This window comes from Streptomyces sp. NPDC048600 (genome assembly GCF_055587025.1).
Map to the genome: position 1 here is coordinate 150,750 of NZ_JBVJGZ010000002.1, position 20,767 is coordinate 171,516.

General features: G+C 70.5%; 19 protein-coding genes. 3 read left to right on the forward strand and 16 right to left on the reverse strand.

Going from position 1 to position 20,767, the window contains the following annotated elements; all coding sequences use genetic code 11:
• Window positions 1-55 precede the first annotated feature (55 nt).
• The 14 genes from ACZ6SQ_RS02805 to pgsA form a co-directional block, all read right to left on the reverse strand.
• Window positions 56-595, reverse strand: coding sequence for an adenine phosphoribosyltransferase (locus ACZ6SQ_RS02805; protein WP_469556042.1), 540 nt, complete (start codon window positions 593-595; stop codon window positions 56-58).
• Entirely contained in the window at window positions 592-1,698 is a 1,107-nt protein-coding gene (secF, locus tag ACZ6SQ_RS02810) for a protein translocase subunit SecF (protein WP_469556045.1), read from the reverse strand. Before secF ends, ACZ6SQ_RS02805 begins: the two co-directional genes overlap by 4 nt.
• A gap of 1 nt (window position 1,699) precedes the next feature.
• Window positions 1,700-3,436 (reverse strand): protein translocase subunit SecD, encoded by a 1,737-nt coding sequence (gene secD / locus ACZ6SQ_RS02815; protein ID WP_469556048.1) that lies wholly within the window; start codon window positions 3,434-3,436, stop codon window positions 1,700-1,702.
• 128 nt (window positions 3,437-3,564) lie between these two features.
• The gene (yajC, locus tag ACZ6SQ_RS02820; protein WP_389325595.1) at window positions 3,565-4,053 is read right to left on the reverse strand and encodes a preprotein translocase subunit YajC; all 489 of its coding nucleotides are present in this window, start codon (window positions 4,051-4,053) and stop codon (window positions 3,565-3,567) included.
• Window positions 4,054-4,272: 219 nt separating this feature from the next.
• Complete coding sequence (gene ruvB, locus ACZ6SQ_RS02825; RefSeq protein WP_469556052.1) at window positions 4,273-5,343, reverse strand: Holliday junction branch migration DNA helicase RuvB; 1,071 nt, start codon at window positions 5,341-5,343, stop codon at window positions 4,273-4,275.
• Window positions 5,344-5,456: 113 nt separating this feature from the next.
• Window positions 5,457-6,062 carry a Holliday junction branch migration protein RuvA gene (gene ruvA / locus ACZ6SQ_RS02830; protein WP_469556055.1) on the reverse strand — a complete coding sequence of 202 codons (606 nt, stop codon included), beginning with the start codon at window positions 6,060-6,062 and terminating at the stop codon, window positions 5,457-5,459.
• The gene (gene ruvC / locus ACZ6SQ_RS02835) at window positions 6,059-6,598 is read right to left on the reverse strand and encodes a crossover junction endodeoxyribonuclease RuvC (RefSeq protein ID WP_469556057.1); all 540 of its coding nucleotides are present in this window, start codon (window positions 6,596-6,598) and stop codon (window positions 6,059-6,061) included. The genes ruvA and ruvC overlap by 4 nt, the downstream gene beginning before the upstream one ends.
• A 201-nt stretch (window positions 6,599-6,799) precedes the next feature.
• A complete protein-coding gene (locus ACZ6SQ_RS02840; RefSeq protein WP_386377209.1) occupies window positions 6,800-7,552 on the reverse strand; it encodes a YebC/PmpR family DNA-binding transcriptional regulator in 753 nt (250 codons plus the stop codon).
• A gap of 48 nt (window positions 7,553-7,600) precedes the next feature.
• Window positions 7,601-8,206, reverse strand: coding sequence for a pyridoxal 5'-phosphate synthase glutaminase subunit PdxT (pdxT, locus tag ACZ6SQ_RS02845; protein ID WP_469556060.1), 606 nt, complete (start codon window positions 8,204-8,206; stop codon window positions 7,601-7,603).
• A 13-nt stretch (window positions 8,207-8,219) separates the two neighbouring features.
• Window positions 8,220-9,125 carry a pyridoxal 5'-phosphate synthase lyase subunit PdxS gene (pdxS, locus tag ACZ6SQ_RS02850; protein ID WP_386377207.1) on the reverse strand — a complete coding sequence of 302 codons (906 nt, stop codon included), beginning with the start codon at window positions 9,123-9,125 and terminating at the stop codon, window positions 8,220-8,222.
• Between the two features lie 142 nt (window positions 9,126-9,267).
• The gene (locus tag ACZ6SQ_RS02855) at window positions 9,268-9,810 is read right to left on the reverse strand and encodes a LemA family protein (protein WP_389325614.1); all 543 of its coding nucleotides are present in this window, start codon (window positions 9,808-9,810) and stop codon (window positions 9,268-9,270) included.
• A 325-nt stretch (window positions 9,811-10,135) separates the two neighbouring features.
• Window positions 10,136-11,308: a glycosyltransferase family 4 protein gene (locus ACZ6SQ_RS02860; protein ID WP_469556062.1), complete on the reverse strand. Its 1,173-nt coding sequence runs from the start codon at window positions 11,306-11,308 to the stop codon at window positions 10,136-10,138.
• Window positions 11,305-12,246, reverse strand: a complete 942-nt coding sequence (locus ACZ6SQ_RS02865) for a phosphatidylinositol mannoside acyltransferase (RefSeq protein WP_469556064.1) — start codon at window positions 12,244-12,246, stop codon at window positions 11,305-11,307. Before ACZ6SQ_RS02865 ends, ACZ6SQ_RS02860 begins: the two co-directional genes overlap by 4 nt.
• Complete coding sequence (gene pgsA, locus ACZ6SQ_RS02870) at window positions 12,243-12,929, reverse strand: phosphatidylinositol phosphate synthase (protein WP_469556067.1); 687 nt, start codon at window positions 12,927-12,929, stop codon at window positions 12,243-12,245. The genes ACZ6SQ_RS02865 and pgsA overlap by 4 nt, the downstream gene beginning before the upstream one ends.
• A 291-nt stretch (window positions 12,930-13,220) precedes the next feature.
• On the opposite strand from pgsA, the gene ACZ6SQ_RS02875 reads away from it, so the two are divergent.
• The gene (locus ACZ6SQ_RS02875) at window positions 13,221-15,419 is read left to right on the forward strand and encodes an elongation factor G-like protein EF-G2 (protein ID WP_469556070.1); all 2,199 of its coding nucleotides are present in this window, start codon (window positions 13,221-13,223) and stop codon (window positions 15,417-15,419) included.
• A gap of 188 nt (window positions 15,420-15,607) precedes the next feature.
• Complete coding sequence (locus ACZ6SQ_RS02880; RefSeq protein WP_469556073.1) at window positions 15,608-17,269, forward strand: hypothetical protein; 1,662 nt, start codon at window positions 15,608-15,610, stop codon at window positions 17,267-17,269.
• Window positions 17,270-17,331: 62 nt separating this feature from the next.
• Here the strand turns inward: ACZ6SQ_RS02880 and ACZ6SQ_RS02885 are convergent, their stop codons facing one another.
• On the reverse strand, window positions 17,332-17,889 hold the full coding sequence (locus tag ACZ6SQ_RS02885; protein ID WP_469556075.1) for an HIT family protein: 558 nt from the start codon (window positions 17,887-17,889) through the stop codon (window positions 17,332-17,334).
• Between the two features lie 67 nt (window positions 17,890-17,956).
• Here ACZ6SQ_RS02885 and ACZ6SQ_RS02890 point away from each other — a divergent pair, with 67 nt between their 5' ends.
• On the forward strand, window positions 17,957-18,613 hold the full coding sequence (locus tag ACZ6SQ_RS02890) for a potassium channel family protein (protein WP_469556077.1): 657 nt from the start codon (window positions 17,957-17,959) through the stop codon (window positions 18,611-18,613).
• A 100-nt stretch (window positions 18,614-18,713) separates the two neighbouring features.
• Here the strand turns inward: ACZ6SQ_RS02890 and thrS are convergent, their stop codons facing one another.
• Window positions 18,714-20,690: a threonine--tRNA ligase gene (gene thrS / locus ACZ6SQ_RS02895; RefSeq protein WP_469556080.1), complete on the reverse strand. Its 1,977-nt coding sequence runs from the start codon at window positions 20,688-20,690 to the stop codon at window positions 18,714-18,716.
• Between the last annotated feature and the right edge of the window lie 77 nt (window positions 20,691-20,767).

A 20,767-nucleotide genomic window follows, 5' to 3' on the forward strand; every position in this document is an offset into this window, starting at 1 on the left:
GGGCGCCCGCGGCCGAAGCCGCGGACGCCCGTACACCGGTACTGCGCAGGTCCGCTCAGATGGTGAGCAGCGCCTCCAGGGGCGCCCCGGCGAGGGCCGTCTCCAGACGGGCGCGGCCCGCGAGGAAACCGAGCTCCATCAGCACGGCGACCCCGGCGACCTCGGCGCCCGCGCGCTGGATCAGCTGGATGGACGCCTCCGCCGTCCCACCGGTGGCCAGGACGTCGTCGACGACCAGGACCCGGTCGACGGCCGACAGGTCCTCGGCGTGCACCTCGATCTCGGCCGAGCCGTACTCCAGGTCGTACGCCTGGCTGAGGGTCGCTCCGGGGAGCTTGCCCGCCTTGCGCACGGGGATGAAGCCGACGCCCGCGCGGACGGCGACCGGGGCACCGAGGATGAAGCCGCGGGCCTCCAGGCCGACGACCTTGGTGGCCCCGGTGCGCCGGGCGATCTCCGCGAACGCGTCGGTCAGCGCCGTGAAGGCCGCCGGGTCCGCGAGCAGCGGGGTGATGTCCTTGAACATCACGCCCGGCTCGGGGTAGTCGGCCACCTCACGGATACGGCTGAGGAGCAGCTCCCGGATCTCGGTCATCGGCGCTTCCCGGAGGGACGGCCCCGGGTGCCGCGGCCGCGGGCGGCCTGGGCACGCGGGCCGACGACCGCGGGGGCGGCCTCGTCCTCGTCCTCGTACGCCCCCTCGGCGGTGGCGGGCAGCGGGTCGCCCTGCTCGCCCTGGGCGCGCTTGGCGAGGACGCGCTTGCGCAGCGCCTTCATCTGCGGCTCGAGCTCCTTGAGGTCGGCGACGAGCGGCGTGGCGATGAAGATCGAGGAGTACGCACCGGCCGCGAGGCCGACGAACAGCGACAGCGAGATGTCGTTGAGCGTGCCCGCGCCGAGGACACCGCCACCGATGAACAGCAGGCCCGCCACCGGCAGCAGCGCGACCACCGTGGTGTTGATGGACCGCACCAGGGTGCCGTTGATCGACTGGTTGGCGATGTCGCTGTAGGTGAAGCGGGTCTGCTTGGTGATGTCCTTCGTCTGCTCCTTGAGGCTGTCGAAGACGACGACCGTGTCGTAGAGCGAATAACCGAGGATCGTGAGCAGACCGATCACCGTGCCCGGCGTGACCTCGAATCCCACCAGAGCGTAGATGCCGACGGTGATGGTGATGTCGTGGATCAGGGCGATGAGCGCGGCGATGGCCATACGCCATTCGAACGCGATCGCCAGATAGATCACGACGAGGACCATGAAGATCGCCAGGCCTTGCCAGGCCTTGTTGGCGATCTGGTCGCCCCAGCTCGGGCCGACGAGGTCGGCGGCGATCTTCTCGCTGTCGACCTTGAAGTCCTGCGCCAGCTTGTCCTTGATCTGGTCGGACTGCTGGGTGTCCATGCCGGCGATCTGGATGCGCAGGGTGCCGTTGCCGAGCTTCTGCACGACCGCCGTGTGGCCGGACGCCTCCTCGGCGAAGTCCTCGGCCTCGGCGACCGAGACGCTCGTCTTCGGGGTGGTGAAGACGGCGCCGCCCTGGAAGTCGATGCCCATGTTCAGGCCGCGCACCGTCAGGCCGAGGATGGCCGTGATGGTGATCAGGATCGAGATGCCGTACCACAGCTTGCGGTGGCCGATGAAGTCGTAACTGACCTCACCGCGGTGCAGTCGGGCGCCGAGGTTGCCGAGCTTCGACATCTCACGCCTCCTTCGGGTCGACGGGACGGCGCGTGCGGCGCAGCGGCGGCTGGGCGCCCAGGCTCTTCGGGTCGAGGCCGGACCACTTGTGGCCGCCGCCGAAGAACTTGGTGCGGGCGAGGATCGTCATCAGCGGCTTGGTGAAGAAGAAGACCACGACGACGTCGAGCACGGTCGTCAGACCGAGCGTGAACGCGAAGCCCTGAACCTTGCCGACCGTGACGATGAACAGCACCGCGGCGGCCAGGAACGACACGAAGTCGGAGACCAGGATGGTTCGCCGGGCCCGCGGCCAGGCACGCTCGACGGCGGGGCGCAGCGAGCGGCCCTCACGGATCTCGTCCCGGATGCGTTCGAAGTACACGATGAACGAGTCCGCTGTGATACCGATCGCGACGATGGCACCACAGACCGCGGGCAGGTTCAGCGCGAAGCCGATGGCCGGGCCGAGCAGCGACATGAGCACGTAGGTGAGCGCGGCGGACACCAGCAGGGAGGCGACGGCGATCAGCGACAGGCCCCGGTAGTACAGGACCAGGTAGATCACGACCAGGGCGAGGCCGATGGCGCCGGCCAGCAGACCCGCGTGCAGCTGCTCGGTGCCCAGCGCGGCCGTGACGGTGGTGACGCTGGCTTCCTTGAAGGTCAGCGGGAGCGCACCGTAGGACAGCATGTTGGAGAGGTCCTGCGCCTCCTGCTGCGTGAAGTTGCCGGAGATCTCCGCGTTGCCGCCGCTGATGGCCTGGCGGACGTAGGGGTGCGAGATGACCTTGTCGTCCAGGACGATGGCGAACTCGTTCTGCGGGGACTGCTTGGTGGCGAGGTCACCGGTGATCTGCGCGAACTTCTTGCCGCCGGCACCGGTGAAGTCCATCGTGACCTTCCAGCCGGCACCGCTCTGGGTGTCGAGGAGGGCCTGCGCCTTGTCGACGTCGGTGCCGTCCACGGCGACCGGGCCGAGCACGAACTTCATCCACTGCTCGCCGTCCTGGCCGCAGGCGACGGTCGGCACACCGGCCTTGGCGTTCTTGCCGGCCGCGTCGCGCTGCTTGACGTCGCTGCAGTCCAGGGCCGCGAACTGGGCCTGGAGCTTGCTGTCGTCGGTGGCGGCGTCCGCCGGGGCGGAGGCGCTCGGGGTGGCGGCGGGCGCGGTGCTCGCGGAGGGCGAGGGGTCGGCCTTCAGGGCCTCGCCGACGGCACGGCCCTGCGTGGTGGCGGAGGCCGACGGGGTGGCCTCGCCGCCGCTGGGGGAGGCCGACGCGCTCGGGGAGGCGCTGCCGCTGGGCTTGGGCGACGCACTGCCGCTGGGGCTCGGGCTCGGGGCGGGCGCGCCGCCGGAGGGCGCGCTCTGGAGCACGGGGCGGAAGTAGAGCTTGGCCGTGGTGCCGACCTGATCCCGGGCCTGCTTGGAGTTGGTGCCCTTGGGGATGTTGACGATGATGTTGCGGTCGCCCTGGGTCTGCACCTCCGCCTCGGACACACCCAGACCGTTGACACGGCGGTTCATGATGTCGACCGCGGTGTTCATATTGGTCTTGTTGATCGCGGACTCTTGGCCGCTCTGCGCCTCGAGCGTGATGCTGGTGCCACCGGCGAGATCGATACCGAGTCGCGGGGTCGTGTGACCGGCCGCGAACATGCCGCCGGTCAGCGCCACGATGGCGATCAGGATCAGGGCCAGCGAGCGCCCCGGCTTGCTCTGGGCGCTCGCCTTACGGCCCTTTTTAGGTGCTGCCACCTTCTCGTACTCCCTCTCGGGCCGCCTCGCGCCGGGTCGGCTGGCGGCCATGACATGGTGTCGGGATCCCCTGCGAGAGACACGTGTGCCGGGGCGTCCGGGCAGGGCCCGCACGCCCCGGGACAGGGTTACTTCGCGTCGGAGTCGCCGTCGGTCTTCTTCGGCTCTTCTGCCTTGGCCTCGACGGCCTCGTCGTCGGACGGCTTCTCGTCCGCGTCCTTCTTGCCGAGGTCGACGGACGACTCGTCGGAGGCGGCGGCGGAGCCGGCGGCGTCGTCGGTCTCGGTGAGGGAGGAGGCGTCGTCCGGGACGATGTCGGACTTCAGGTCGTGCTCGACGCCGTGGACGATGCGGTTGTACTCGTCGTCCGTCAGGACGGCACCGATGGCGTTCTTCGCGAACAGGAGGTCGACGCCAGGGCCGGCGTCGAGGAGGACGGTGTCCTCGTTGACCTCCTTGACCGTCGCGTACATGCCCCCGATGGTGCGCACACCGGAACCGGGCTGCATCTGGTTCCGCATGTCGACGGCGGCCTGCTGCTTCTTCTTGGCCGACCGGGTCATCAGGATCATGGCCCCGATGAGCACGATGAACGGGAGGAGGGTCACGAGACTCACGGGTCGGAACTTCCTTCGCACGACCGCGATGGTGTGCGGCCTGATGGATGGGGGTATGCATGCCGTCCGACTGGAGCGGCATCGGCGGAGTCTAAGCGAGTCCGCGTGCATGGAACAACGCTCAGCATGGCACCTGGGTTCCTGACGTGGCCAATCCCCTGCCAATCGGTCGGCGAGGCGCCACCGATTCCGCGTCGATCGTGCGTCGAACCCCTGCCGTCACGCCCCGAACAGGTCTTGTTGTCCGTTTCCCGTGCCCGCGGAGCGGGGCGGAGTGAGGCCGAGATGCGCCCACGCGGCGGGGGTCGCGACCCGGCCGCGGGGGGTGCGGGCGAGCAGTCCCTCTCTTACGAGGAAGGGTTCTGCGACCTCCTCGACGGTCTCGCGCTCCTCCCCCACGGCGACGGCGAGCGTGGACAGGCCCACCGGGCCGCCGCCGAACAGCTTCAGCAGGGCTTCCAGGACGGCGCGGTCGAGCCGGTCGAGGCCGCGCGCGTCGACCTCGTAGACGGCGAGGGCCGCCGCGGAGATCTCCTTGGTGATCACGCCGTCGGCCTTGACCTGGGCGTAGTCGCGCACCCGGCGCAGCAGGCGGTTGGCGATCCGGGGGGTGCCGCGGGAGCGGCCCGCGATCTCGGCGGCGCCCGCTGTGTCGATCTCGACGTCGAGCAGATGCGCGGAGCGGTGGACGACTCGCTGGAGCTCGGCGGGCTCGTAGAACTCCATGTGCGCGGTGAAGCCGAAGCGGTCGCGCAGCGGGGGCGGCAGCAGACCGGCCCGGGTGGTGGCGCCGACCAGGGTGAAGGGCGGCAGTTCCAGGGGGATGGCGGTGGCGCCGGGGCCCTTGCCGACGATGACGTCGACCCGGAAGTCCTCCATCGCCATGTACAGCATCTCCTCGGCGGGCCGGGACATGCGGTGGATCTCGTCGAGGAAGAGGACCTCGCCCTCCTGGAGGGAGGACAGGATCGCGGCGAGGTCACCGGCGTGCTGGATGGCCGGCCCGGAGGTGATGCGGATCGGGGCGCCCATCTCGGCCGCGATGATCATCGACAGGGTGGTCTTGCCGAGACCGGGGGCGCCGGAGAGCAGGACGTGGTCGGCGGTGGCGCCACGCGCGCGGGCGGCGCGCAGCACGAGGTCGAGCTGCTCGCGGACCTTCTCCTGGCCGATGAACTCGCCGAGGTCCTTGGGGCGCAGGGCGGCTTCCACGGCCTGGTCCTCGCGGTCGGCGACGGAGCCCACGAGCCGCTCCTCGGCGGGGGTGTCGGTCGTGTCGTCCCAGTTCATCGATGTGCCTCAAGGGGTGTGGGTCGGCGGGCGCGGGGCGGGTCGGCGGGGTCGGTCGGGCCGGCCCGGGGGCGGGGCGGGCACGGGCCGGGAGGGCCGGCGCCCGCGTCGGGTCAGCGTGCGCGGTTGAGGGTCTGGAGCGCGGCCTTCAGCAGCTGGCCCACCTGCGGGGTGCCGTCGGCGGCCTCGGCCTGCGGGGCCACGGCGGTCACCGCCTCGTCGGCCTCCCGGGTGGCGTAGCCGAGGCCGATCAGGGCGGCGTGCAGCTGGTCGCGCCAGCCCTGGGTGACCGGGGCGCCGACCGCGGGGGCGCCGACCGGCTCGCCGAGGCGGTCCTTCAGCTCCAGCAGCAGCTTCTGGGCGCCCCTCTTGCCGATGCCGGGCACGGCGGTGAGGGCCTTCTCGTCACCCGTGGCCACGGCTCTGCGCAGGGCGTCGGGCGAGTGCACGGCGAGCATCGCCTGGGCGAGGCGCGGTCCGACGCCGCTCGCGGTCTGGAGCAGCACGAAGACCTGCCGCTCGTCGTCGTCACCGAAGCCGTACAGGGTGAGCGAGTCCTCGCGGACGACCAGGGAGGTGTGCAGCTTGGCGGGCTGACCGAGGCGCAGGGTGGACAGCGTGCTCGGCGTGCACTGGACGGCCATGCCGACTCCGCCGACCTCGACGACCGCGGCGTCCGGAGCGAGTGCGGCCACTGTGCCGCTGACGAAGGCGATCATGCCGTACGGCCTTTCGGTGCTTTGGCTGCGTGCAGGGCCACGGCCTGCTGGAGTCGATTCTGGGCGGGGGCGCGCCAGATGTGGCAGATGGCGAGCGCGAGGGCGTCGGCGGCGTCGGCCGGCCTGGGCGGGGCGTCCAGCCGCAGGAGCCGGGTGACCATGGCTCCGACCTGTGCCTTGTCGGCGCGGCCGCTGCCGGTGACGGCGGCCTTGACCTCGCTGGGGGTGTGCAGGGCGACCGGGATGCCGCGACGGGCGGCGCACAGCATGGCGACGGCGCTGGCCTGGGCGGTGCCCATCACCGTACGGACGTTGTGCTGGCTGAAGACACGCTCCACGGCGACGACCTCGGGCCGGTGCTCGTCCAGCCAGGCCTCGATGCCCTGCTCGACGGCCAGGAGGCGGAGGCTGAGCTCGGCGTCCGCGGGCGTGCGGACGACTCCGACGCCGACCATGGTCAGCGGGCGCCCGGCGACGCCTTCGACCACACCCACCCCGCACCGGGTCAGTCCGGGGTCCACCCCGAGTACACGCACCCTGCGCCCCTCCTCTACGGCTGAACCGCCGCCGCTTTCGCGGACCTGGCCGACCGGCGTCGTGGTTCCCCGATCGACGGTTGCGGTCCGTGGACGTTGATCCATTGACGGGGCCAGGCTAGTCGGTGCCACTGACAACGGCGGCGGGCCGGTGGGATGTGTCCCACCGGCCCGCCGGAATCCGCTCGGCTCGCGGCGGCGTTACGCGTCGACCTTCTCCATGACCTCGTCGCTGACGTCGAAGTTGGCGAAGACGTTCTGCACGTCGTCGCTGTCCTCCAGCGCGTCGATCAGCTTGAAGATCTTCCGGGCGCCGTCCTCGTCCAGTTCGACCTGGACGGAGGGCACGAAGCTGGACTCGGCGGAGTCGTAGTCGATCCCGGCCTCCTGGAGGGCGGTACGGACCCCGACCAGGTCGGTGGCCTCGCTGATGACCTCGAAGGTCTCACCGAGGTCGTTGACCTCCTCGGCACCCGCGTCCAGGACGGCACCGAGGACGTCGTCCTCGCTCAGCTCGCCCTTGGGGACGATGATGACGCCCTTACGGCTGAACATGTACGACACGGAGCCCGGGTCGGCCATGTTGCCGCCGTTGCGGGTCATGGCGACACGGACGTCGGAGGCGGCACGGTTGCGGTTGTCGGTGAGGCACTCGATGAGCACCGCGACACCGTTCGGGCCGTAGCCCTCGTACATGATCGTCTCGTAGTCGGCGCCGCCGGCCTCGAGACCGCCGCCGCGCTTGACCGCGGAGTCGATGTTCTTGTTCGGGACGGACTGCTTCTTGGCCTTCTGGATGGCGTCGTAAAGGGTCGGGTTGCCCTCGATGTCGACGCCGCCCATGCGGGCCGCGACCTCGATGTTCTTGATCAGCTTCGCGAAGAGCTTGCCGCGCTTGGCATCGATCACGGCCTTCTTGTGCTTCGTCGTAGCCCATTTAGAGTGGCCGGACATCTGCCTGTCTCCTTCGCGTAACCATCCACATAACGAACGCCAGAGATCCTACAAGGACTCGGCCGTCCCGTTGGCGCGCACCATGTCGACGAACAGCGAGTGAACACGGTGGTCGCCGGTGAGTTCGGGGTGGAACGAGGTGGCCAGCGCGTTGCCCTGGCGGACCGCCACGATGTGGCCGTCGTGCTCGGCGAGCACCTCTACCGAGGCACCGACGGACTCGACCCAGGGCGCGCGGATGAAGACGCCCTCGACGGGGTCACCCGGGACGCCGGCGACAGCCACCGCGGCCTCGAAGGACTCGTTCTGCCGCCCGAAGGCGTTGCGGCGCACGATCATGTCGATGCCGCCGACGGTCTCCTGGCCCGAGCGCGGGTCGAGGATCTTGTCGGCGAGCATGATCATGCCCGCGCAGGTGCCGTAGACCGGCATACCGGCCCGCACGCGCGCGCGGAGGGGCTCCATCACCCCGAAGAGGATGGCCAGCTTGGAGATGGTGGTGGACTCGCCGCCGGGCAGGACCAGGCCGTCGATCTCGGCGAGTTCTTCGGGGCGCCTGACCGGCCTGGCCACGGCGTCAGCCGCGGCCAGGGCGATGAGGTGCTCCCGTACGTCGCCCTGGAGGGCCAGGACTCCGATGACGGGGGTGTTCATGGGGTACGTCGCCTTACCAGCCGCGGTTGGCGTAGCGCTCGGACTCGGGCAGGGTGTCGCAGTTGATGCCGACCATGGCCTCGCCCAGGTTGCGGGAGGCGTCCGCGATGATCTTCGGGTCGTCGTAGAAGGTGGTGGCCTTCACGATGGCGGCGGCGCGCTTGGCCGGGTCGCCGGACTTGAAGATGCCGGAGCCGACGAAGACGCCCTCGGCACCGAGCTGACGCATCAGCGCGGCGTCGGCCGGGGTGGCCACACCACCGGCGGAGAACAGCACGACCGGGAGCTTGCCCAGCTCGGCGACCTCGGCGACCAGCTCGTACGGGGCGCGCAGCTCCTTGGCGGCGGCGTACAGCTCGTTGTTGTCGAAGCCGCGCAGCTTGGCGATCTCGTTCTTGATCTGGCGCAGGTGGCGCACGGCCTCGACGACGTTACCGGTGCCGGCCTCGCCCTTGGAGCGGATCATCGCGGCGCCCTCGGCGATGCGGCGCAGGGCCTCGCCCAGGTTGGTGGCACCGCAGACGAAGGGGGTGGTGAAGGCCCACTTGTCGGAGTGGTTGACCTCGTCGGCCGGGGTGAGGACCTCGGACTCGTCGATGTAGTCCACGCCGAGGGACTGCAGGACCTGGGCCTCGACGAAGTGGCCGATGCGGGACTTGGCCATCACCGGGATGGAGACCGCGTCGATGATGCCCTCGATCATGTCCGGGTCGGACATCCGGGCCACGCCGCCGTCCTTGCGGATGTCGGCCGGGACCCGCTCCAGCGCCATGACGGCGACGGCGCCCGCGTCCTCGGCGATCTTCGCCTGCTCCGGCGTGACGACGTCCATGATGACGCCGCCCTTGAGCTGCTCGGCCATACCGCGCTTGACGCGGGCGGTGCCGGTGGCGGGAGCCTGGTTCTCGGTGATGGACACGGGTTTCGACCTCACTGAAGGGAAAAGCGGTTTTCTGCTGCACCGAGGAAACGTGAACCGGGCAGGCCACAGCAAGGGCCAATGGGAAGCCGGTGGATCGTTTTCGCCGGCGGAACGGGGCCGGTGAGCGGGAACGCCCTGGTCAGGCCACCCGTTCCAGCAGGGCCGTCGGTGGCTCGTCGTCCATCTCGAAGGACATCGGGAACGGCGCGTGACCGGCGAGCCGGAACCAGCGGACCTTGCGGTGCTGGCGCAGCCGGCGGGCCGCGCCGACGGCGTCGTTGTGGAAACGGCGGGCCATCGGGACCCGGCGCACCGCCTCCGTCAGCTCACGCGCCGCAGCCTCTCCCCCGGGCGCCGCCCGTACGGCCTCCACCTGCGCCGACTCCGCGAACACCGCCCGCAGCGCCTGGCTCAGCTCGCTCTCGGCGACCTCCCGCTGTTCCTCCTCGGCCTGCCGGGCCCCGTGCGCGGCCTCGTACAGCACCATCGAGGCGGCGGGGTCGAGGACGCCCGCGGTGGCCAGTTCCTGGGCCACTGAGGCGCGGCGCAGCAGTTGCGCGTCCAGCGCGGCGCGGGCGGCGTCGATGCGGGAGTGCAGGCGGTCCAGCCGTCCGGCCGTCCAGCTCAGGTACAGGCCGATGGCCACGAGGGCTACGAGGATCCAGATGAGCGTTGGTGTCACGGGCCGCAAGGCTAGCGTGGCGCTCTGGCCGCTGGGGGGTGCGGGCGGTGTTGCGTGCGGGCCTTGCGTGGCTGTTCGCGCAGTTCCTCGCGCCCCTAGGGGTGGTCGGCGTGCGGTTCTCGGCTGCGGGCCGTGTGTGGCTCGTCGCGCAGTTCCTCGCGCCCCTAGGGGTGGTCGGCGTGCGGTTCTCGGCTGCGGGCCGTGTGTGGCTCGTCGCGCAGTTCCCCGCGCCCCTAGGGGTGGTCGGCGTGCGACTCTCGGCTGCGGGCTGTGCGTGGCTGGGCGCGGCGTTCCTCGCGCCCCTTGGGGGCGCCCTTGGGGGGTGTCAGTCTCTGGCCAGGCCGAATCTTGCTCTCAGGCCTGAGCCGGGGTCCTTGTCGTCCGCTGCTGCCACCGCTGCCGCGCCTGCCGTCACCGTCTCGTAGACGGACAGGATGTCCGCGGCGACCGTCGACCAGTCGAAGCGCCGGACATGCGCGCTGCCCCGCTTGCGCAGCGCATCCCGGCGCTCCGGGTCGGCCAGCAGCCGCACGGCCGCCTCGGCGAGGGCGTCGGCGTCCTCGTTGGCGAACAGCTCACCGGCCGCGCCCTGGTCGAGGACCTGCGCGAAGGCGTCCAGGTCGGAGGCGAGGACCGGGGCGCCCGCGGACATCGCCTCGACCAGGATGATGCCGAAGCTCTCGCCGCCGGTGTTGGGCGCGACGTACAGGTCGACGCTGCGCAGGAAGCGCGCCTTGTCCTCGTCGCTGATCATGCCGAGGAACTCCACGCGCGCGTGCAGCTCGGGCGGCAGCTGGGCGAGGGCCGCCTCCTCGTCGCCGCGCCCGGCGATCAGCAGCCGGGACTTCGGGTGCTCGGCGAAGATCCGCGGCATGGCCTTCATCAGGACGGGCAGGCCCTTGCGGGGCTCGTCGATACGGCCCATGAAGCCGATCGTCTCCCCCTGCCACTCCGGCTTGGGCTCGGCCTTGGCGAAGAAGTCGACGTCGACGCCGTTGGGGATGACCACCGCGTCGCCGCCCAGGTGCTCGACCAGGGTGCGGCGGGCGTACTCGCTGACCGCGATCCGGGCGCTGATCTTCTCCAGGGCGGCCTGGAGGATCGAGTACGCGGCGATCATCGCCTTGGAGCGCGGGTTGGAGGTGTGGAAGGTGGCCACCATGGGCCCCTGCGCGGCCCAGCAGGTCAGCAGGCCCAGCGAGGGCGAGGTCGGCTCGTGGATGTGCACCACGTCGAACGCGCCGTCGTGCAGCCAGCGGCGGACCCGGGCGGCCGACAGGAAGCCGAAGTTCAGCCGGGCCACCGAGCCGTTGTAGGGCACCGGGACCGCGCGGCCCGCGGACACGACGTACGGCGGCAGCGGGGTGTCGTCGTCGGCGGGCGCCAGGACGGACACCTCGTGGCCCGTGCGGATGAAGTACTCGGCGAGGTCGCGGATGTGGAACTGGACTCCGCCGGGGACGTCCCAGGAGTACGGGCAGACGATGCCGATCCTCACAGCGACCCCTTCGCCGGGTTCGACGCGTCGGCGCCCGGGCCGGCCGCCGGGTCCAGGTCGGCGAGCCACAGCCGTTGCAGCATGTGCCAGTCCTCCGGATGGTCCGCGATGCCCGTGGCGAAGGCGTCGGCCAGGGCCTGTGTCATGACAGACGTCTTCTCGGGCCGCGTACCTGACTCCGGCACTTCCACCGGCGGATGCACCCGGCCCCGCAGCACCGGCGAGTCGTCGTACCAGAGCGTCACGGGCAGCAGCAGCGCGCCCGTCTGCTGGGCGAGCAGGGCGGGCCCGGCGGGCATCCGGGCGGTCTCGCCGAAGAAGTCCACCTCGACGCCGGAGGCCGACAGATCACGGTCCGCGACCAGGCAGACCAGACCGCCGTCGCGCAGCCGCCGGGCCAGGGTGCCGAAGGCGGAGCCGCCGCTGTGCGGCAGGACCTCCATGCCGAGGCCCTCGCGGTAGGCGACGAAGCGGTCGTACAGCGACTCGGGCTTCAGCCGCTCGGCGACCGTTGTGAAAGGCGTCTCCAGCTTGGTGGTGACCCAGGCGCCCGCCAGGTCCCAGTTGCCGAGGTGCGGCAGCGCGAGGATGACGCCCCGATCGGAGGCGAGAGCGTCGGTGAGGTGATGCACGTCCTTCGGGTCGAAGCCGTTCCTGACCCGGTCGGCACTCCACGCGGGCAGCCGGAACGACTCCATCCAGTAGCGCAGATAGGAGCGCATGCCCGCGCGGGACAGCTCGGCCAGCCGCTCGGGGGACGCGTCCGGCACCACGCGCGCGTAGTTGCTCTCCAGCCGCAGCACACCCTTGCCGCGGCGCTTCCAGGCCAGGTCGGCGACGGCGTTGCCGAGGCGCACGGCGACCGGCTCGGGGAGCTTCTTGACCGTGCTCCAGCCGATCCCGTACAGCGCGTCGGTCAGACGCTCGGAAGCGCTCACTTCGCCGCCTCACTCCCCTGAGAGGCATTCTCGGCGTTCTCCCGCGCGGCCGCCGCCTCCGCCTCCGCGGATTCCCGGCGTACGGTCACCACGCGCTGGATCAGCGTGACCAGGCTGCCCACCGCGACCACCCACAGGGCGATCGGCAGCAGGACGTCGATACCCGGCACACCGAACGCGTGCAGGCCCGCGAGCCCGGCCGCGACCAGCGAGATCACCAGTCGCTCGGCGCGCTCGACCAGCCCGTTCACCGCCACCGGCAGCCCGATCGACTCGCCCCGCGCCTTGGTGTACGACACCACCTGACCGCTGGCCAGACAGAAGATCGACACCGCGCACAGGGCGTTGTCGTCGCCGCCGCCCGCGTACCAGAGGGCGAACCCGCCGAAGATCGCACTGTCCGCGACCCGGTCCAGGGTGGAGTCCAGGAAGGCGCCCCAGCGGCTGGAGCGGCCGAGCTGGCGCGCCATGTTGCCGTCGACGAGGTCGGAGAACACGAACGCGGTGATCACGATCGTGCCCCAGAAGAACTCGCCCCGGGGGAAGAAGACCAGCGCGCCCACGACCACGCCGGCGGTGCCGATCAGCGTGACCGCGTCGGGGCTGACGCCCCTGCGGATCAGAAACGCGGCGAACGGTGTGAGGACACGCGTGAAGAATGCACGCGCGTACTTGTTCAGCATGGCCTTCCCGAGGGTCGCTGTCGCCGCGGCCCCTGCTGGCCACCGGCTGGCCCATCGTAGTCACGCGCCCGCGCGGACGACCCACGGGCACCCTCGGCCCTGCGCCGGATCCGGCGGATGGCCCGCAACCTACCGGAGGCCGCCGGTTCGCGTCGTTCGTATGGACGCACCGTGACGGGAGTGGAAAGCTCGAAGGACCGCGGGCGTCGCCGGAGCCGCCAGTGCACGCGGTCCGCGTGTCGGTGCCCTCGACGACCCCCGACGACCTCACCGTGCACGGGAGGCAAGTCCATGGGCGACAAAGCGCACACACACCCCGGGGCCGCCGGCAGGGCAGTGGCGGCCGACCACCCCGCGTCCGTACGGAATGTGGTGCTGGTCGGCCACTCCGGCTCGGGCAAGACCACACTGGTCGAAGCCCTCGCACTGACCGCCGGGGCGGTGAACCGGGCGGGCCGCGTGGAGGACGGCGGCACCGTCTCCGACTACGACGACATCGAACACCGGCAACAACGCTCGGTACAGCTCTCCCTGGTGCCCGTCGAATGGGACGGCATCAAGATCAACCTACTGGACACCCCCGGATACGCCGACTTCGTCGGAGAACTGCGGGCCGGTCTGCGAGCGGCGGACGCGGCCCTTTTCGTCGTCTCGGCCTCCGACGGGGTGGACGGCTCGACCCGCATGGTGTGGGAGGAGTGCGCGGCCGTCGGCATGCCCCGCGCCATCGTCGTCACCCACCTGGAAGCCGCCCGCGCGGACCTGGAGGAGATGACCCGGGTGTGCGCCGAGGCCTTCGGCGGCGACGACCCCGACGCCGTACTGCCGCTCTACCTGCCGCTGCACGGACCGCAGGCCCCGGACGGACACGCGCCCGTCACCGGACTGATCGGACTGCTGTCGCAGAAGCTCTTCGACTACTCCGGCGGCGAACGGGCCGAGTCCGAACCCGGCGAGGACGAACTGCCGCTGATCGAGGAGGCCCGCAACCGGCTCATCGAGGGCATCATCGCCGAGAGCGAGGACGAGACCCTCATGGACCGTTACGTCGGCGGCGAGACCATCGACGTCAAGACACTGATCGAGGACCTCGAACGGGCCGTCGCCCGCGGCACCTTCTTCCCCGTCCTGGCCGCCGCCCCCGCCACGGACGGCTCCCGCCAGGGCCTCGGCACGGTCGAACTGCTGGAACTGATCACCCGCGGCTTCCCGACCCCCCTGGAACGCCAGGCGCCCTCCGTCACCACGCCCGACGGCACGCCCCGCGACCTCACCGCCTGCGACCCCTCCGGCCCCCTCGTCGCCGAGGTCGTCAAGACCGCCTCCGACCCCTACGTCGGCCGCGTCTCCCTGGTCCGCATCTTCTCCGGCACCCTGCGCCCCGACGAGACCGTGCACGTCTCCGGCCACGGCCTCGCCGACCGAGGACACGAGGACCACGACGTCGACGAACGCGTCGGCGCCCTCACCACCCCCTTCGGCAAACAGCAGCGCCCCGTCGGCCACGCCGTCGCCGGCGACCTCGCCTGCGTCGCCAAGCTCAACCGCGCGGAGACCGGCGACACCCTCTCCGCCAAGGACGACCCGCTGCTGATGGAACCCTGGCAGATGCCCGACCCGCTGCTGCCCGTCGCCATCCAGGCACACAGCAAACCCGACGAGGACAAGCTGTCCCAGGGCCTGTCCCGGCTCGCCGCCGAGGACCCCACCATGCGCCTCGAACAGAACCAGGACACCCACCAGGTCGTCCTGTGGTGCCTCGGCGAGGCCCACGCCGACGTCGCCCTGGAACGGCTGCGCAGCCGCTACGGCGTCCAGGTCGACGTCGTCACCCACCGGGTACCGCTGCGCGAGACCTTCGCCACCAAGTCCGGCGGCCGCGGCCGGCACGTCAAACAGTCCGGCGGCCACGGCCAGTACGCCATCTGCGAGATCGAGGTCGAACCCCTGCCCGGCGGCTCCGGCATCGAGTTCGTCGACAAGGTCGTCGGCGGCGCCGTGCCCCGGCAGTTCATCCCCTCCGTGGAGAAGGGCGTGCGCGCCCAGGCCGCCCGCGGCCTCGCCTCCGGCCACCCCCTGGTCGACGTGCGGATCACCCTGCTCGACGGCAAGGCCCACTCGGTGGACTCCTCCGACGCCGCGTTCCAGACCGCCGGCGCGCTCGCCCTGCGCGAGGCCGCGGCCGAGGCCAGGATCCACCTGCTGGAACCGGTCGCCGAGGTGAGCGTCCTCGTCGGCGACGAGTACGTGGGCGCCGTCATGAGCGACCTGTCCGGCCGCCGCGGCCGCGTCCTCGGCACCGAACAGACCAGCGGCGGCCGCACCGTCGTCCGCGCCGAGGTGCCCGAGATCGAGATCGGCCGCTACTCCGTCGACCTGCGCTCCCTCTCCCACGGCACCGCCCGCTTCGACCGCGTCTACGCCCGCCACGAACCCATGCCCCCGCAGGTCGCCGAACGCCTGCGCCAACTCGAGAAGGAAGCCTCGTAGTTGGAGCGCCGCACCGCCAAGTGACCCCGGCCGGGAGGCTTTGCGCCGTGTCGGTGGCCGGCTTTCGGCCGTCCGCCGACACGATGCCACCACCTGCGGATACGCTGATCACCTGATCAACAGGTGTGCGCGGCACAGAAGTCGGGAAGGCCGCAGAAGCGAAGCATGGGCGGCATTGGGGGGCGGGAATGACCGTTGACAGCGGTTACGCGGACTTCTTCGGACCACAGGTGCCGCGCACGGGCGACGAGGGCCAGACGGCGACCTTCGCACTGGCCTCCGCGGCCTACCGCGACAGCCCGATGGAGGAGATCAAGAAAGCCGACAACGACTGGCACCAGTCCGCCGTCAAGGACGGCCGCTCCTGGGCCGCGATCTTCCGGCCCAACCTCGGCGAGGCCTTCTCGGGCGCGGTCGTCGCCCGCATGCTCGGCAGCGGCAGGGCACCGTTGATCCAGTCCTTCGGCACCGAGCCCCAAGTGGTCGTCGAGCACTGCCTGGCCGCCAACCGCATCCGCCGCGAGCGCGACAACCGCCTCACCACGCTCAGCGTCGTGTGCGGACTCCTCTTCCTGCCCGGCTTCCTGATGTGGCTGCTGGTCTTCCAACTGCGCGCCACCATCGACAAACGCGACGACAAGCGCGCCTCCGCACTCGCCACCGCCCTCCTCGTCGGCGTCGGCGCCGTCGCCGTGATCGCCGTGCTCCGCCTGCCCTTCGACGGATTCTGGGCCTGGTACGCCCGCGCCGCCGTGATCATGCCGGTACTCGGCTGGTTCTTCGCCCGCCGGATCTGCGAGTCCACCGCCCGCGACCTGCGCGGACGCTGGGACAGCCTGCTCTCCGGCAGCAGCGTCGGCGCCAAGGTCCCCGAAGCCGTCCCCAGCAGCCCCCGCGAGACCGCCGCCGAGGAACTCCGCCAGTCCCTCGCCCGGCTCAGCGCCGAACAGCAGTCCAACTCCGTCTTCTACGCCGGCCCCAAGGGCGTCCTCGGCATGGGCACCCGCTGGGGCGCCTGGCAGCTCGCCGAGGAACTCGTCCCCGCCGACGCCGACCGCGAGATCCACCCGTTCCGCAGCTGGGACGTCGTGCGCTCCATCCACGACCAGCTGCGCATGCTGGAACGCGGCCCGCTGAACACCGGCGGCTTCCCCGCCCCCTCCATAAAGCACTGGATCGTCAGCCCCGTCGGCGAGAACGCCAAGGCCGTCTCCCGCCCCGAGGGCACCGACGTCGAGGCCTACCAGGTCAAGTCGCACGCCATACAGGACATCTGCAACAAGCAGCAGTTCGGCGCCGGCGACCGCCACTACCTCGGCGTCCAGTGGACCCTCTGGGACGGCCAGCTCGTCATCACCATGCTGATCACCGTCACCGTGCTGCACGCCACCCTGCGCATCGAGGTCACCGGACACGCCCTCGGCCCCGTGAACCCCCTGTTCACCGCCAAGCCGGAAGCCCCCACCAAGCAGGTCACCAAGTCCTTCAAGCCCTGGGAGAGCCGCACGGTCAACCTGCCGCTCGTCACCACCAACGAGGTCGTACGCCTCGCCGTCCGCGCCCCGCTCACCTGGTACCCGCCGCTGCTGAACTGGCTCGGCGGCTCCATCGGCCTCCCCGAGCCCTTCGGCCTGCGCCACGCCTGGGCCGACCAGCCCTGGCGGCACCGCTTCATGGCCGACGACGCCCTGCGCGCCGCCACCCCCGTACTGCGCGTCGTCCACTCGGCGGCCATCAAGGTCCTCGCGGAGAACGGCGTGGACACCGAGAAGTTCGGCACGCGCTCGTCCTTCCTCAGCACCGCCGTCCAGGACGCCTCACCGCGCAAGGCCGACCTCTACGACGCGTGAGAGACGCATGAGAAAGGGGGCCCCTCCGAAGAGGAGCCCCCAGGGCCACGCCGGCCCGCCGCTCAGACGGGCCAGGCGTCCGCCAGCATCTTGCGGGTGTCCGCCAGCAGCTGCGGCAGCACCTTGGTGTGACCGACGACCGGCATGAAATTGGTGTCACCGCCCCACCGCGGCACGATGTGCTGGTGCAGATGGGCGGCGATACCGGCGCCCGCCACCGTCCCCTGGTTCATGCCGATGTTGAAACCGTGCGCACCCGAAGCCACCCGCAGAGCCACCATCGCCTGCTTGGTCAGCGCCGCGAGCTCCACGGTCTCCGCGTCGGTGAGATCGGTGTAGTCGGCGACATGCCGGTAGGGCACCGTCATCAGATGACCGCCGTTGTACGGGTACAGGTTCAGCACCGCGTACACATGCTCACCCCGCCTGACGATCAGCCCGTCCTCGTCCGACTTGGCCGGTATGGAGCAGAAGGGACAGCCGTCGTCGGCCCCGGGACCGGTCGGCTTGTTCTCACCCTGGATGTAGGCCATCCGATGGGGCGTCCACAGGCGCTGGAAGGCATCCTGGGTCCCCACTCCGATCTGCTGTTCCGGCTCACTCGTCATGCCATGCAGCATATGGCTTCGCCCGTTCGGGGCGTGTCGCCGGGGCGACGTCAGGGCCTGCAGCGGCCAAGCTTGGCCGGTGGACGACGACAGCCCCTACACCCGCTGGGAGCAGCGCACCGAGATCCCGCTGTTCCTGGCCTCACTGCTCTTCCTGGCCGCCTATGCCGCTCGCGTTCTCGCGGTCGGCATGCCGTCGTTCTGGAAGGACGTGTGCGCGTACACGATGCTCGCGCTCTGGGTGCTGTTCGCCCTCGACTACGTGATGCGCTGGCGCCTCAGCGGGCAACGCTTCCCCCGCTTCGTCAGAACGCACTTCCTGCACACGGTCGTGGTTCTCCTGCCACTGCTGCGACCCCTGCGGATCGTGCCGCTCTACGACGTCATCCAGCGCCGGCAGGGCGAGCCCCGGCTCTCCCTGCACGCACGCGTGATCTCCTACGCCAGTCTGTCGACGCTGCTCCTCGGCTTCGCCGGCGCCCTCGCCGTCTTCCAGCTGGAACGCGGTGCGCCCGGGACGACCATGAAATCGTTCGGGGACGCGCTGTGGTGGGCCGCCGAGACCCTCAGCACGGTCGGCTACGGCGACATCGTGCCGGTGACCACGGGCGGGCGGGCTATCGCGATGGCGATGATGGCGGGCGGGCTCGCCCTGCTCGGCGCGGTGACGGGATCGTTCTCGTCGTGGCTGCTGCAGATCTTCTCCCGCGAGAGCGACAGGAGGCCCCCGGGGTAAACCCCGGGGGCCTGAAACCCCGCGTGTGCGGGGAGCACGTCGTCATCTGCCATGTACGGCCGATGGCGTCGGGAACACCCCCGCTCACGCGGGGACCACATCACACCTGGACGCGACGCTCCACCACATCGACGAGCTTCGCCAGCGCCTCGTCACGCGGGATGCCGTTCTCCTGCGAGCCGTCGCGGTAGCGGAACGACACCGTGCCCGCGTTCATGTCCTCGTCACCAACGATGATCATGAACGGCGTCTTCTGCTTCTGCGCGTTCCTGATCTTCTTCTGCATCCGGTCGGAGGAGGAGTCCACCTCGACCCGCAGGCCCTTCTTCTTCGCGTCGGCGGCGAACTGCTGGAGGTACTCCACGTGCGCGTCGCCGATCGGGATGCCGATCGCCTGGACGGGCGCCAGCCACGCCGGGAAGGCGCCCGCGTAGTGCTCCAGCAGGACCGCGAAGAACCGCTCGATGGAGCCGAACAGCGCGCGGTGGATCATGACCGGACGCTGCTTGGTGCCGTCGGCGGAGGTGTACTCCAGGTCGAAGCGCTCGGGCAGGTTGAAGTCGAGCTGCACGGTCGACATCTGCCAGGTGCGGCCGATGGCGTCGCGAGCCTGCACGGAGATCTTCGGACCGTAGAAGGCGGCGCCGCCCGGGTCCGGGACCAGCGGGAGGCCCTGCTTCTCGGCGACCTGGCGCAGCGTCTCGGTGGCCTCCTCCCAGATCTCGTCCGAGCCGACGAACTTCTCCGGGTCCTTGGTGGACAGCTCCAGGTAGAAGTCGGTGAGGCCGTAGTCGCGCAGCAGGTTCAGGACGAAGGTGAGCGTCTTGTCGAGCTCGTCCGCCATCTGCTCCTTGGTGCAGTAGATGTGCGCGTCGTCCTGCGTGAAGCCCCGCGCGCGGGTCAGGCCGTGCACGACGCCCGACTTCTCGTAGCGGTACACCGTGCCGAACTCGAACAGCCGCAGCGGCAGTTCACGGTACGACCGGCCGCGCGCGTCGAAGATCAGGTTGTGCATCGGGCAGTTCATGGGCTTGAGGTAGTAGTCCACGCCCTCGTCGAGCTGCATGGGCGGGTACATGCCCTCGGCATACCAGTCGAGGTGCCCGGACGTCTCGAAGAGCTTCCCCTTCGTGGCGTGCGGGGTGTAGACGAACTCGTAGCCCTCCTCCTCGTGCCGGCGGCGCGAGTAGTCCTCCATCACCCGGCGGACGATGCCGCCCTTGGGGTGGAAGACGGCGAGGCCGGAGCCGATCTGCTCCGGGATGGAGAACAGGTCCAGCTCGTTGCCCAGCTTGCGGTGGTCGCGCTTCTCGGCCTCGGCGAGGAAGTCGAGGTACGCCTTCAGCTCGTCCTTGGACGGCCAGGCGGTGCCGTAGATGCGCTGGAGCATGGGGTTCTTCTCGCTGCCGCGCCAGTAGGCGGCCGCGTTGCGCATCAGCTTGAACGCCGGGATGAGGCGGGTGGAGGGCAGGTGGGGACCGCGGCAGAGGTCTCGCCAGCACAGCTCGCCGGTCTTGGCGTCCAGGTTGTCGTAGATCGTCAGCTCGCCGGCGCCGACCTCGACGTCCGCGCCGTCGTCGCTCGAGGCGGAGCCCTTGAGGCCGATCAGCTCCAGCTTGTAGGGCTCGTCCGCGAGCTCCTCGCGGGCGGCCTCGTCGGTGACGACACGGCGGGCGAACTTCTGCCCGCGCTTCTGGATCTCCTGCATCTTCTTCTCGATGGCCTTGAGATCCTCGGGCGTGAACGGCTTCTCGACGTCGAAGTCGTAGTAGAAGCCGTCCTTGACCGGCGGGCCGATGCCCAGCTTGGCCTCGGGGAACAGCTGCTGCACGGCCTGGGCCAGCACATGCGCGGTGGAGTGGCGCAGGATGCCGAGGCCGTCCTCGGAGGTGATCTCGACGCCCTCGACGGTCTCGCCGTCGAGCAGCACGTAGGTGAGGTCCTTCAGCTCACCGCCCACCCGCGCGGCGATGATCGAGCGCTCGCCGGCGAAGAGGTCGGCCGCCGTAGTGCCCGTCGTCACCGTGCGCTCTTCCCGCTCGGAATCGCGTTGGATGATCACACGGACGTCTGACACCGGTCTCTCCTGACTGAAGGGGGGCGCGGCGCCATACCGGAGCGCACGCATTGACTCTGGATCGTACCGACCCGGCC

Bases quoted from the DNA above. Each gene is read 5' to 3' on its own strand.
- ACZ6SQ_RS02805 (WP_469556042.1), bottom strand. From the start codon at position 595: ATGACCGAGATCCGGGAGCTGCTCCTCAGCCGTATCCGTGAGGTGGCC.
- secF (WP_469556045.1), bottom strand. From the start codon at position 1,698: ATGTCGAAGCTCGGCAACCTCGGCGCCCGACTGCACCGCGGTGAGGTC.
- ruvB (WP_469556052.1), bottom strand. From the start codon at position 5,343: ATGAACTGGGACGACACGACCGACACCCCCGCCGAGGAGCGGCTCGTG.
- ruvA (WP_469556055.1), bottom strand. From the start codon at position 6,062: ATGATCGCCTTCGTCAGCGGCACAGTGGCCGCACTCGCTCCGGACGCC.
- ACZ6SQ_RS02840 (WP_386377209.1), bottom strand. From the start codon at position 7,552: ATGTCCGGCCACTCTAAATGGGCTACGACGAAGCACAAGAAGGCCGTG.
- pdxT (WP_469556060.1), bottom strand. From the start codon at position 8,206: ATGAACACCCCCGTCATCGGAGTCCTGGCCCTCCAGGGCGACGTACGG.
- pgsA (WP_469556067.1), bottom strand. From the start codon at position 12,929: ATGCTGAACAAGTACGCGCGTGCATTCTTCACGCGTGTCCTCACACCG.
- ACZ6SQ_RS02875 (WP_469556070.1), top strand. From the start codon at position 13,221: ATGGGCGACAAAGCGCACACACACCCCGGGGCCGCCGGCAGGGCAGTG.
- ACZ6SQ_RS02880 (WP_469556073.1), top strand. From the start codon at position 15,608: ATGACCGTTGACAGCGGTTACGCGGACTTCTTCGGACCACAGGTGCCG.
- ACZ6SQ_RS02885 (WP_469556075.1), bottom strand. From the start codon at position 17,889: ATGCTGCATGGCATGACGAGTGAGCCGGAACAGCAGATCGGAGTGGGG.